The sequence below is a fragment of the Collinsella sp. AF29-7AC genome (assembly GCF_003475665.1).
In the GTDB taxonomy this organism is placed as follows: domain Bacteria; phylum Actinomycetota; class Coriobacteriia; order Coriobacteriales; family Coriobacteriaceae; genus Collinsella.
Genome location: NZ_QRQX01000002.1, coordinates 106071 through 118596, shown reverse-complemented (window position 1 = coordinate 118596; position 12526 = coordinate 106071). Strand labels below are relative to the sequence as shown.

Annotated in this window: 9 protein-coding genes; 3 read left to right on the top strand and 6 right to left on the bottom strand. The window is 59.9% G+C overall.

From position 1 onward, the window contains the following. The first annotated feature begins 90 nt into the window (after positions 1-90). Positions 91-1209 (top strand): AAA family ATPase, encoded by a 1119-nt coding sequence (locus DWZ15_RS01280; protein ID WP_089572898.1) that lies wholly within the window; start codon positions 91-93, stop codon positions 1207-1209. A gap of 10 nt (positions 1210-1219) precedes the next feature. Further along, a complete protein-coding gene (locus DWZ15_RS01275; protein ID WP_233544594.1) occupies positions 1220-3715 on the top strand; it encodes an excinuclease ABC subunit UvrA in 2496 nt (831 codons plus the stop codon). Positions 3716-3744: 29 nt separating this feature from the next. On the opposite strand, the gene DWZ15_RS01270 is transcribed toward DWZ15_RS01275, so the two are convergent. The 6 genes from DWZ15_RS01270 to DWZ15_RS01245 form a co-directional block, all read right to left on the bottom strand. Further along, positions 3745-4344 (bottom strand): tRNA (cytidine(34)-2'-O)-methyltransferase, encoded by a 600-nt coding sequence (locus tag DWZ15_RS01270; protein ID WP_118448826.1) that lies wholly within the window; start codon positions 4342-4344, stop codon positions 3745-3747. Between the two features lie 99 nt (positions 4345-4443). After that, positions 4444-5574 carry a GTP-binding protein gene (locus DWZ15_RS01265; protein WP_118448824.1) on the bottom strand — a complete coding sequence of 377 codons (1131 nt, stop codon included), beginning with the start codon at positions 5572-5574 and terminating at the stop codon, positions 4444-4446. 86 nt (positions 5575-5660) lie between these two features. Continuing rightward, positions 5661-6002 (bottom strand): arsenate reductase family protein, encoded by a 342-nt coding sequence (locus DWZ15_RS01260; RefSeq protein ID WP_117746163.1) that lies wholly within the window; start codon positions 6000-6002, stop codon positions 5661-5663. Positions 6003-6014: 12 nt separating this feature from the next. Next, positions 6015-6638 carry a flavodoxin family protein gene (locus DWZ15_RS01255; RefSeq protein WP_118448821.1) on the bottom strand — a complete coding sequence of 208 codons (624 nt, stop codon included), beginning with the start codon at positions 6636-6638 and terminating at the stop codon, positions 6015-6017. Between the two features lie 111 nt (positions 6639-6749). Beyond that, positions 6750-8282 carry a diguanylate cyclase domain-containing protein gene (locus DWZ15_RS01250; RefSeq protein WP_118448818.1) on the bottom strand — a complete coding sequence of 511 codons (1533 nt, stop codon included), beginning with the start codon at positions 8280-8282 and terminating at the stop codon, positions 6750-6752. 124 nt (positions 8283-8406) lie between these two features. Then, positions 8407-11124: an EAL domain-containing protein gene (locus DWZ15_RS01245; RefSeq protein ID WP_118448815.1), complete on the bottom strand. Its 2718-nt coding sequence runs from the start codon at positions 11122-11124 to the stop codon at positions 8407-8409. Between the two features lie 319 nt (positions 11125-11443). Here DWZ15_RS01245 and DWZ15_RS01240 point away from each other — a divergent pair, with 319 nt between their 5' ends. Next, positions 11444-12313 (top strand): patatin family protein, encoded by an 870-nt coding sequence (locus DWZ15_RS01240; RefSeq protein ID WP_199580000.1) that lies wholly within the window; start codon positions 11444-11446, stop codon positions 12311-12313. The last annotated feature ends 213 nt before the right edge of the window (positions 12314-12526 follow it).

Below are 12526 nucleotides of genomic sequence, written 5' to 3'. Positions count from 1 at the left end.
AGGGACAGCCCCTTTGTCACATGCTATTGGTATAACTCAGTATAAGTTGGTATAACTGTTACCAGGGTTTGCCAATCCGAGGAGGCCGATATGAATCCAAATCCCTTTAAGCCCACAGCTGGTAAGCGGCCTCCGATACTCATCGGTCGCGAGTCGGTCATCGAAGATTTTGAGGAAGGGCTCGACAACGGCGCCGGAGCGCCGGGCAGGCTCATGCTCATTACGGGAAACCGCGGCTGTGGCAAAACGGTTCTCCTGCGGGAGCTGCAACGTCTAGCCAGCGAGCGCGGATGGGCGGTTGTCTCCGATTCCGCTTCGCTTGGTTTGTGCGACCGCTTGGCCGACGCGCTTCGCTCGAATAAACCCGTTGTGACGTCAATGGAGTTTGGGCCGTCGTTTGGCCGGATGTCGGTCGAGGCGGCGCGGGCAAAAGGCGAGACATTGCGAGGGCTGGTCAACGAGCGTCTCAAGAAGCTCGGTCCGGGCAAGGGCGTCTTGTTTGCGATTGACGAGGCACAATCGGTGTCTATCGAGGAACTGGCGGCTCTTGCCGTCCTCTATCAGCAGGTGCTCGGAGACCAGGATGCCACGGGCTTGCCCGATAGCGACCAGCGCGGTCTTGCGCTGGCGTTCGCCGGCTTGCCCAGTATGGTTGACGATCTGCTCGAAGAGCCGAGCGTGACGTTTTTGCGGCGTGCCCAGCAGCGTACGTTGGGGGCAATATCTTTGCCCAAAGTGCGCGATTCGTATATCCAGACGGTCAAAGACGCTGGTCTTTACGTTGACGCGGAGACGGCGGACCTTGCGGCGCGCAAGAGCATGGGGCATCCCTATATGGTTCAGCTGGTGGGCTATTACATGTGGCGGTCTGCTGTCCGGCGTGGCTCGCAGGTCATCGAAAGGCGCGATGTCGAGAATGGCCATGCGGATGCCGTCTCCGAGTTCTACGAAGCGGTTGACGCACCTCTGTATTACGGTCTGCGCAGCCCTCAGCGCCTCTTTATCGAGGCTATGGCGGTTGACGAGGACAAGCCGACGCGCACGGCGGATATCATTGAGCGCTGCGACCGTACCCAGAGCTGGGCGAGTAAATATCGCGCAAGCCTGATTCGCGAGCGCGTCATCGAGGCCGCCGGATACGGCCTTGTGCGGTTTACCGTGCCCATGCTGGGCGAGTATATCCGCGACCGCGTTTTATGGCATGAGTAGGGTGATAAAGGTGACGGAACAGAAGATGAGCCCGCAGGCTATCGAGGTGCGCGGTGCACGTGTTCACAATCTCAAGGACATCGATATCGATATTCCGCTGGGGAGGCTCGTGGGCATTGCCGGCGTGTCGGGCTCGGGCAAGAGCTCGCTGGCGCTGGGAGTTCTTTATGCCGAGGGCTCGCGCCGTTACCTGGAGGCGCTCAGCACCTATACTCGACGTCGCCTGACGCAGGCCGAGCACGCCCAGGTGGACGAGGTATTGCACGTACCGGCGGCACTCGCGTTGCATCAGCGTCCCAGTGTGCCAGGCGTGCGCTCGACCTTTGGTACCATGACCGAGCTCAACAACAGTCTGCGTTTGCTCTTTAGCCGCTGTGCCCATCACGTGTGCCCACATTGCGGGGCGCGTGTGGAGCCGAGCCTTAACGTGGCTGCGGGCCTGTCGCTCACGTGCCCCGCATGCGGCCGCGAGTTCTACGCGCCGAGTGCCGAGGACCTTGCCTTTAACAGCGGCGGTGCGTGCCCTACCTGCGGCGGCACCGGTGTCATGCGCGAGGTGGACGAAGCGAGCCTGGTGCCCGACGAGTCAAAGACCATCAACGAAGGCGCGGTGCTTCCCTGGGGTACGCTCATGTGGGATCTGATGAAGCAGGTAGCCGGCGAGATGGGCGTGCGCACCGACGTGCCGTTTAACCAGCTCACGCCTCAAGAGCGCGACATCGTGTTCCACGGTCCGGCGGTTAAAAAGCACATTCTCTACGTTCCCAAAAACGGCGAGGGCGCCACGCCGCTCGATTTTACCTATTACAACGCTGTCTATACCGTCGAGAATGCGCTCGCCAAGGTTAAGGACGACAAGGGCCTCAAGCGCGTGGCGCGCTTTTTGCGCGAGGGGCCATGCCGTGACTGTGGCGGCACGCGTCTCTCCGAGGCCGCACGCCATCCCCAGGTGCGCGGTATCAATCTGGCGCAGGCCGCGGCTATGACGCTGGGTGAGGCGATTGAGTGGGTGCGCGGGGTGCCCGCATCCTTGCCGGCCGAGATGCAGCCCATGGCGACGGATATCTGCGATTCGTTTTTGAGCACGGCCCGTCGACTGGTCGATCTGGGCCTCGATTACCTTTCACTCGACCGCGCCGGTGCCACGCTCTCCACGGGCGAGCGTCAGCGCGTGCAGCTCGCCCGCGTGGTGCGTAACCGATCGACGGGCGTGCTCTATGTGCTGGACGAGCCCTCGATTGGCTTGCATCCTGCCAATGTCGACGGCCTGGTAGGCGTGATGCGCGATTTGGTGGATGACGGCAACACCGTGGTCGTTGTCGACCACGACACGCGCGTACTGGCGGAAGCCGACTATCTGGTCGAGATGGGCCCCGTTGCCGGAGCAGGCGGCGGCAATGTGATCGCCGCGGGCGCGGTAGGCGAGGTCGAAGAATCGCAGGGCAGCCGCATCGCCCCATTTTTGCGCTCGGAGCCTGAGCGCTTGCGTCCGCAGGTGCCTGACGACGAAATGTTTGACCGGGGCCATATCCGCATGGCGACCGATGCCATCCATACCGTCAAACCGCTCGAAGTCGATATACCGCGCGGTCGCCTTGTCGCGGTGACGGGCGTTTCGGGTTCGGGTAAGACGACGTTGGTGCTCGAGACACTCATCCCGGCACTTAAGGCGCAGGCAGCCAGCGAGCGCCTGCCAAAACACGTGCGTTGGGTCGATGCCGAGGGCATTGCACGTGCCAACCTGATAGACGCCACGCCCATCGGTGCCAACGTGCGTTCGACGGTAGCGACTTATGCCGACATCCATGATGAACTGCGTCGCGCCTTCGCCCGTACGCCCGAGGCCAAGGCAGCCGGCTACAAGGCAGGCGCCTTTAGCTACAACACCGGCGCCTTGCGCTGCCCTACGTGCGATGGCACGGGTTCGATATCGCTCGACGTGCAGTTTTTGCCCGACGTCGAGATCGTCTGCCCGGCATGTCGCGGCTCACGTTATGCAGACGCGGCTTCGCATATCCATCGCGAGGGCAAGGACGGGAGCTTACTGACGTTGCCGCAGCTCATGGACATGAGTGTGGACGAGGCCCTCGACGCCACGCTGGGACTCAAAAAGGTACAGGCGCGCTTGCAGACCTTGCACGACCTGGGCTTGGGTTATCTCACGCTCGGTGAGCCCACGCCGGCGCTTTCGGGCGGCGAGGCGCAGCGTCTTAAGCTTGCGAGCGAGATGGGCCGCGTGCAGGACGATGCCGTATTCGTATTTGACGAGCCCACGATCGGCCTGCATCCGCTCGATGTTCAGGTGTTGCTGGGTGTGTTTGACGGCCTCGTCGCCAAGGGCGCCACAGTTGTCGTGATCGAACACGATCTCGACCTTATCCGTAATGCCGATTATGTGATCGATATGGGCCCGGGCGGTGGCGATGCGGGCGGGCGAGTCGTCTGCGCCGGCACGCCGGGCGACATCGCGGCCTGCTCCAAGAGCATCACCGGTCGCTACCTCTAACCGAATGTGACAAAGGGACAGTTCCTTGGTCACATTCCCGGAAAGCCTGTTTGGCGCAGGGCCTCGTAGAGGACGATGGCGGCGCTGTTGGAGAGGTTGAGAGCGCTGATGCGGTAATCGTCCGGGTCGACGAAATTGCCGCAGATATCCTGCTGAAGGATGGCCTCGTGGCTGTCTTCGGTATGTCCGAGCGATTCCTCGTGGGCTTCCCAAGCCTCGGCGTTATCGAGTGAGTCGCAATCGCGCAGCATCGGGATGCGCTCACAGCGCTCGGGCGCCGCGGCAAGCAGTGGCTCGGGAATGCCCGAGCTCTCGCTGCCAAAGACCAAATAGTCACCGTCGCAGTAGGTACTTTGCGCATAGGTTCGGCGCGCCTTTTTGGTCAGCAGATGCAGGCGCTCGTCGGCGGAGGAGAGGCCGTTGCACACAAGGAAATCCTCCCAGCCGGTATAGGTGGTCACGTCCAAGTTTTGCCAGTAGCCCAGGCCGGCGCGACGTACCGTCTTGTCATCGAGCGAAAAGCCCAGCGGCTCCACCAGATGCAGGCGGGCGCCAGTAACCACGCAGGTGCGTCCGATATTACCCGTATTGGCTGGAATCTCGGGTGCATACAGCACGATATTGAACATGAATCTCCTTGGCATAGAACGAAAAACCACCACGAAGGGGACAGGCACCTTCGTGGTGGTTTGGCGGTAACGTGGGCGGTAAATGCCCGCTCGATAACTCTAGGCGCGGTGCCAGTCGGTCAGGCAGGCATCGAGGGCGGCGATGAGCGCGTCCTTGTCCATGTGACGGCCGATGACGCACAGGCTCGTCATGCGGTCGCCCGTCTCGTCGTCCCAAATCTGCATGATCTCGGGGTTCTCGTCGATAATCTTCTGCTTCTCGCCCTCGGGCGCAGAATCGACAAACAGGCCGTTTTCCATCAGGCGCATCTGGTGGCCGGCCTGCTCAAACATGTAGCACATGTCCGGATCGCCGGTCTGCCACAGCGGACCCTTGGCGCGAATGACCTCGTCGGGCCACTCCTGCTCAACAAAATCGGTGAACTTCTGCAGGTCAAACGGCTTGCGGCGGGAGTACACAAAGGTCTCGATGTCGTACTCGAGCACCTCGGGGTCGTCGTGCTCCTCGGGATGCTCCATGGCCTCGATCCAGGCGGCGGAGTTGTAGGCGCGCATAAAGTCGAAGCGGTCGGTGTCGAGCAGCTCCTCCATGGGGACCTCGCCGTTTTGGGCCTCGACAATCACGGCGTCCTTCTGCAGGCTGCGCACGATGGCCTTGAGCTCGGCAATCTGCTCAGGCGTGACGGTATCGGTCTTGTTGAGGATCAGCGTGGAGCAAAACTCGATCTGCTGAATAAGCAGGCTCTCGATGTCGTCCTCATCGATATCCTCGGCGAGCAGGTCGCGACCGCCGTTGAACTCGTCGTACATGCGGGCGCAGTCGACCACGGCCACGATGTTGTCGAGCGCGAGCTTGGGCTCGCCGCCCACCTTGGCCTCGTCGCAGAAGCTCGAGATGGTGTAGGCGATGGGGATGGGCTCGCAAATACCCGAGGCCTCGATGATGATGTAGTCGAAGTTGCCCGAATCGGCGATGCCCTGCAGCTGGTTGGCCAGGTCGTCCGAAAGCGTGCAGCAGATGCAGCCGTTGGTGAGCGGGATGAGGTCGTCGGTCTCGGAAAGGCCGCCGTCGGCGATGAGGCTGGCGTCGACGTTGATCTCGCCGATATCGTTGACGATTACGGCGGCGCGGATGCCGCCGTCGTTAGCGAGGATGTGGTTGAGCAGCGTGGTCTTGCCGGCACCGAGGTATCCGGTAAGCATGATGATCTTCACGGGTTTGTTGGGCATGTGCCCTCCTTTGTTAGACATGGCTTACAGTTGAATCTTATGCCAAACACCTGCTCTTATACCCACGCGCCGGCAAATAACACAGGCTACTCCCAGGCTCCCCATACGTCGGGACAATAGCCGACGGTGGCCTTCTTGCCGTTGCGCACGATGGGCTCGGCAAGAACCTGCTGATTCTCGAGCAGCTTATCGAAGCGCTGGCTGGGGGTGAGGTGCTGGATGAGCGCGAGCGTTTCCTCGTCCTTTGCTTTGGGGTTGAGCAGCTTATCGATGCCGCCGACCGCCTGCATCACGCTCGTAAGCTCGCCCTTGCTCATCTCCTTTTCCTTCAAGTCGATAAACTGCACCTTAATGCGGCGCTCCTTAAAGAAGCGCTGTGCTTTCTTGGTGTCGAAGGACTTCTTAGTCCCGAAGATTTGAATATTCATGGCCCCGCCGTTCTAACGAATGAAGTTGGTGCGCTCGCGATCGGCTTCGGGGGCTTCGATGCCGGCGGCCTGGCCTGCTTCGATACAATGCAGAAGCCAGGCCATGTTTTTGCCGATGTTTCGCATGGTGGCAAGGCCTTCGGCGTCCTGGGTGGCCTCGCCCGGCATGGCGCCAAAGACGTTGTTCCAGTATGTGGAGGCCACCACGGGCATCTGGTTGATGGTGAAGTACTTGTTGAGCACGTCGAAGGTGGTCGACGTGCCGCCGCGGCGGGCAACGGCCACAGCGGCACCCGGCTTGTGCGCAAAGGCCTTGCTGCCTGCATAGAATGCGCGGTCGAGTGCCGAGAGGATGCGTCCGCTGGGGTGCGCGTAGTAGACGGGGGAGCCAAAGACAAAGCCGTCTGCCTGCTCGGCGGCGGCAATCAGCTCGTTGACCACATCGTCGTCAAAGGTGCAGCGGCAATCGAGCTTTCCGCACTGGCCGCAACCGATGCAATCGCGGATGGGCTTGGCGCCCAGTTGAAACGTCTCGGTATCGATGCCCTCGGCCCTAAGTTGCTTGGCGACCTCGGCGAGTGCGCGGGCGGTGTTGCCGTTTGCCTTGGGGCTGCCATTGACCAAAAGAACCTTCATCACAAACTCCCTCTGCTGTCGGTGACTTCTGCGGAGGATTATCGCACGAGAGGGCAGATGGCGCGGGACGCGATGCGAAACGGCTTGTGTTTCACATCGCGCCCTACGTCGCTAGTCCAGCTTGGTGCCCGGTACCTGCGGCGCCTCTTTAATCAGCGCATTGAGTTCGTTCAAAATGGAAACGGGCTGTCGGTCGACGGCGTCCAGATGAAGCGTGGCCACGCGAAGGGGCGGCTGATATTCAAATGAGCCGAGGAGCACGGGCGATCCCAAGAACCGTTCGATTTCGTCTGCAACCGCGTCGGTCTCTTCGGGATCAAAGTCGTCAAAGAGCGCCACGAACATCGGTCCGGTCGAGCGGAACAGACGACCCTTGCCGCGCGAGCAATCCATGAGGCAGGCGGCGCTTTCTGCCAAAACGCGGTCGCCTGCATCAAAGCCAAAGCGGGCATTGACCTGTGCGATTTCGTCGATTTTAATGGCGATTAAGCCCGCGTTTCGTGCCACGCGACGCATCTCGCCAATGGCGTTGACCAGGGCGTGGATATCGCCCAGACCGGTCACGGAATCGGTCGTATCTGCCAAGCTTCGGTTGGTGACAATGCCCACATACATGTTGGGCTCGGTATCGGTGCCGTCCAGGCGGTAACCCGTGCAGTCGCAAAGCGCGTATTTTCCGGCGGTATTCATGACGCGATACTGCATGCAGTGGAAGTGCCACGTGCCGTTTACCACCATATCGAGCTCGGCACGTACGTTGTCGCGGTCCTCGGGGTGAACACGGGCAAGCCATATATCGAGCGAGTTGTAGGGATGCTGGGAGGGTAGGTCAAAATCGCGCACGGCATTAACCGACCATTGCGATTCGCCGGTGTCGAGGTTAATGATGAACGGATAGCGCGTCTCGGAGCTCATGGAGATCGCTTGGAACACTCGGTCGTTGCAGGGGGGGGGTTGTTCGGTGACCGGGCGTTGCGGCGCATCGCCTTCTTCCGGTTGTTGCACACGGTACATGAGCTTGTAGCGATACATTTTGCGGTCGGCGTCCTTTGTCATCTGGCGACGCGTATCGCCTGCAAGCGGGTCGACGCGCGAGCAGCCAAAACTAAAGCTGGCGATCATGGGCGCCTTGCCGTCCGATGTTGCCTCGATAAGATTGGCACGCGTCCGCTCCAGGCGCTGCTCGAGCTCGGCTTCGTCTGTCGTGGGGGATATAAGTACAAATTCGTCTCCACCGATACGGAACAGCAACTCATCGGGCTCCATTGTCTCGGTGAGTGCACGGCAGATGTTCAGGATGTAGCGATTACCCTCGGTGTGGCCAAACTTATCGTTGCAATGCTTAAGGCGGTCGATATCGATATAGGCGCAGGTGAAGGGGGTGCCTTTGCGCCAGAGCTGATCGACGTGGCGGTCGAGTCCGCCACGGTTGCCAAGATTGGTGAGCGAGTCGATATAGGCGCCGCGCTCAAGCAGCTCGCGTTCTTGCTGCAGGATGGCAAATGTCTTCTGTAGCTGCTCGCCGATGGCGCACAGCTCCGGGGGCAGCGCGGCAACATCGAGCTCGGTGGTTGAGGCCCCGCTCGCAAGCCGCTGAAGATGAGCGATGATTGATTGCTCGCCCAGGCGATACGACTCGTTCATGATGGATGACCTCCTTGAATGGAACAATGGTTTGTATCTTACTCCCAATTCGGTTTAGATTGGGGTATTAGTTAGCTCATGGGAACAAACGCTCCCTCGACGGTGGCGTTTGCGCACGAGCGTATTAGTTGTTGTCGCCACCATCGAGTAACGCCTCAAAATCCTTTGCCGGCATGGGGCGGTAGTAGAGAAAGCCCTGAGCGTAGCGGGCGCCCATTTGGCGCAGCACGTTCGCCTGCTCATCGGTCTCGACGCCTTCGATCACAACGGGCAGATGGAGCGACTGCGCCATCTCGAGCATTGATGAAACGATTTGCGCGCTACGGCCTTGATCGCCGTCGGCGGGTACAAACGTGCGATCGAGCTTGATGACGTCGACGTTGACGTTCTTGAGCATCGCGAGCGTGGACTGGCCGGTGCCAAAATCGTCCATATAGGTCGAGAAGCCGCGGGTGTGCAGGTCGGCCGTTAGTTTATTCACGGCCTCGGACTCTCCCGTATAAGCTGTCTCGGTGATCTCGATGCGCATGAGCTCGGGCGGCAGGTTGTATTGGGCGGCGAGCGCCCCCATATGCTCGGCAACGTCGCAGGCAAGGATATCCACGCGCGACACATTAAGCGAGATCGGAACCACGCGAAGCCCCCGATTGATGCGCTCGCGCAGCCACAAGGCAACGCCCTGCCAAACGTATTTGTCGAGCGTCACCACAAAACCGCTTTCCTCGAGAGTGGGGATAAAGGTGGCGGGCGAAATGAGGGAGCCATCCTTGTCGATCCAGCGCGTGAGCGCTTCGGCGCCAATGATCTCGCCGGTTTCCATGTCGACCTGGGGCTGCAGGTAGTAGGTAATACGGCCGTTGGAGAGCGCATATTGGAATTCGGTCAGCATGCGGTGGAACGCGATTTCGCGCTCGTACTCCTCGGGGCGGAAAATGGCAATACGCTCCTTAAAGTCGTTTTTTGCGCGCCGATTGGTAAACATGGCCTTGGCCTGCGCATCGATGGTGATTTTCTCGTTGGAGTCGATGGGGTAGACGCCCATGGACGGCCAGAATCCCACGCCGTCATCATACTTGGCCACGGCCTGGCGAACGCGGCTATAGATCTGATGGACGGTGTCGTGTTCAAAGGGGATGAGTATGCAAAAGTCGTCTTGGCCCCAGTACCCTGCGACGCCCATGTCGGCATTCTCGATGTCTTTGAGGACCGTGCCCACATCGGCGAGCATGCGGTCGCCCTCGGCCTGTCCGTGCCATTCGTTGAACAGTCGCATGTGTCCCATATCGACGGTGGCGATACACCAGGCGCCGTTGCGCCTTGTCTCGAGAAATTCGTTGGCGCGGCGCATAAACTCGCTGGGTCGATAGAGACCCGTGAGCGGATCGATGCGTTCGGCGATGGCGCTTTTGCGCTCCACCTCGGGTATGGGGAGGCTGTCGTTGGGAACAAGCCCGCCGGCCGTGCGAATGCGACGGTCGAGTTCGCCTAAAACGGCGGCCGTTTGATTGGTCAGGTGCTCGTAAAAGGCCGGAACGACAAGACAGACGGGGGTAATGGTGTCGTCCGCGATTCGAACGGGAGCGAAAACGGCCTCTTTGAGATGTTGGATCAGTTGCTCGAATGCTTCGTGATCCAAATTGTTGCTAAGCACGACGAACTGGGCGTTGCGTGAGCGGAAGACGCGACTCCTGCCGCGAGTAATTGACAGCATGCGGCCTGCGTATTCGGCGAGCATGTTGTCGACGGCCTCGGCCCCGTAGAGCTCGTTGAGCTTGGCCGTGCCGCGAACGCGCACTGCTATAAGCCCCGTCTCGCAACGGTCGCGACGGCAGGCATCGATAGCGTTGATCAGCGTGCGCTGCGTTCCGAGACCCGTGGCGGCGTCGACGGTCTCGGCAAGCGAGTGGTTGACGAGCTCGCCGACATAGAGCGAGGGGACATTTCCGTCGCCGTCGATACGAAACCCGCGAGCACGGCCGAGGATGTAGTCGCCGGCGGCATTGCGCACGCGGTACTGCATGACGTGGCGATGTTTGGAGCCGTCATAGATTTGGTCGATGTCGTTGGTATAGGCCTCAAGGTCATCGGGATGGACACGCGTTTTCCAGTAATCGTGGCAGTTGTCTATATGCTCCGAAGGAAGACCAAGATCGCGCAAGGCGCCTTGTGACCAAAGGGTTCGATGTTTGTCCAAGTTCTCGATAAAGAAATATCGGCCTTCGTTGAGCATCGAAAGGGCGTCGAAAATGCGATCGCTTATTTCGAAGTCGTCGGTGTGGGCTTGTGCGATATTGCGTCGATCAAGGTGCACGGCATGACGTAGCTTGTAGTCGTACATGCGATGATCGGCATCGTTCGTCAAGCGATTGGGGGCTTCGCCCAGGGCGGGGTCGGCGTGTGCCACTCCGTAGCTAAACGAGTGAGGCATCTTGGAAGCGTTGTTTTCGAGCAGTACCGTTCGGCAGTGTTCCAGACGTTCGGCAAGGTCGTCCTCGGTCGCAATCGTAGATAGGATGGCGAACTCGTCGCCCCCCAGACGAAATGCCGCCTCGTCCACCTTCATATACAGTTTGAGATAGAGGCTCACCTGCAAGATATAGCGGTTGCCCTCGTCATGTCCAAAGATGTCGTTGCAGTGCTTAAGGTTATCGATGTCGATAAACGCCATGGTCACGGGCAGTTCCTGCTCCCAGAGTTCCTCTAAGGAACGGGTAAAGCCGCCGCGGTTGCCAAGTCCGGTGAGCTCGTCGGTAAAGGCGGTCCTGATCAGATCGTCCTGACGCTCCAGAAGGTCACGGATGGTCTTTTCGAGCGTTTCGGTATTATTGCTGGCGTTATCCATACTGTAAGCGGCTTTCTGAGGTCGGGGCGGATTGCGTCGGGCGAGCTCGTTGTGCACATGCGTTGCTGCTCAACGCCTTGCGTGTTTCCAAGCCCCCGCCTTGCTGCGTCGTTGGGTTTATTTGTCGGTTCGTGCTCTCGGCTGATAACTACTGAGTAGTATAAACAAGTGTATGGAATTATGTAGGGGTGCCCATGTTGCGGGCGGCCATTATTCGCCAAACGGTAACGCGACGATGTTCGATGAAAATGCGACTGAGACGATATTTGTTGATGGGTATACTTGTTCCGTTTTAAAACGCAGGAACGGAGATGGTCGCATGGCACAGTCAAATATGAGGCGCACGGTGGGGCTGGCGCTCGAGGGAGGCGGCTACCGCGGTATGTATACGGCGGGCGTGCTCGACGTTTGGATGGAGCACGGTTTGACCTGCGACCATATGGTGGGCGTCTCGGCGGGCGCGGCATTTGGCTACAACTTTAAATCGCGCCAGATCGGCCGCGCCATTCGCTATAACAAGGCCTATTGCGCCGACAAACGCTATGCGAGCGTGACCAGCTGGCTGCGAACCGGCGATATGTTCAATGCCGATTTTGCCTATCACGAGGTGCCCATCGAGCGCGATCCCATCGACCTGGAGGCGTATCGCGCCTGCCCCATGCGGTTTACGTGCGTGTGCACCGATATCGAGACGGGCAAGGCCGTCTACCACGACCTGCCCTATGGCGACGAGCGGGATATCGAGTGGATCCGGGCATCGTCGGCGATTCCTGTGGCGACGCGTCCCGTTGCTATTGACGGGCATAAGTATCTGGATGGTGGCGTGGCTGATTCTATTCCCAGCGCATGGCTGTTTGCGCAGGGGTATGACCGCAATATCGTGGTACTCACGCAGCCGGCGGGCTTTGTGAAGCAGCCCAACAGCGTGATGCCCATGCTGCGGCGCGTGTTCCGTCACTATCCGGAGTTTGTTGCAGCGCTTGAGCATCGGCATGAGGTCTACAATGCCACGCTCGATGACCTGGCACGTCGAGAGGCTGCCGGGGAAATCTTTGTGGTGCGGCCGAGCGAATCGGTGAAGGTGCCGTCGCTGTGCCGCGAACCGGATGAGCTCGAGCGCATCTACCAGGTCGGCCGCCACGATGCAGAGGCGACTTTGCCGGCGTTGGAAGCGTATCTGGCGGGGTAGGGGCCGCGGTCGCGGTCGTCGGCGGAAAGCGCATCCCAGAATTTGCGCTCAAAACGGGATGCAGTTTCCCGGACGGCGGGTTTTGGAAACGGCGTCCCAGAATTTGCGTCTGGAATGGGATGCGGTTTCCCAACGGAGCTTCATGCGGAAAGCGCATCCCAGAATGGACGTCCAAACTGGGATGCGCTTTCCGCTATTGAAGATATGGGACTG

Bases quoted from the DNA above. Each gene is read 5' to 3' on its own strand.
- DWZ15_RS01280 (WP_089572898.1), top strand. From the start codon at position 91: ATGAATCCAAATCCCTTTAAGCCCACAGCTGGTAAGCGGCCTCCGATA.
- DWZ15_RS01250 (WP_118448818.1), bottom strand. From the start codon at position 8,282: ATGAACGAGTCGTATCGCCTGGGCGAGCAATCAATCATCGCTCATCTT.
- DWZ15_RS01245 (WP_118448815.1), bottom strand. From the start codon at position 11,124: ATGGATAACGCCAGCAATAATACCGAAACGCTCGAAAAGACCATCCGT.
- DWZ15_RS01260 (WP_117746163.1), bottom strand. From the start codon at position 6,002: ATGAATATTCAAATCTTCGGGACTAAGAAGTCCTTCGACACCAAGAAA.
- DWZ15_RS01265 (WP_118448824.1), bottom strand. From the start codon at position 5,574: ATGCCCAACAAACCCGTGAAGATCATCATGCTTACCGGATACCTCGGT.
- DWZ15_RS01240 (WP_199580000.1), top strand. From the start codon at position 11,444: ATGGCACAGTCAAATATGAGGCGCACGGTGGGGCTGGCGCTCGAGGGA.
- DWZ15_RS01255 (WP_118448821.1), bottom strand. From the start codon at position 6,638: ATGAAGGTTCTTTTGGTCAATGGCAGCCCCAAGGCAAACGGCAACACC.
- DWZ15_RS01270 (WP_118448826.1), bottom strand. From the start codon at position 4,344: ATGTTCAATATCGTGCTGTATGCACCCGAGATTCCAGCCAATACGGGT.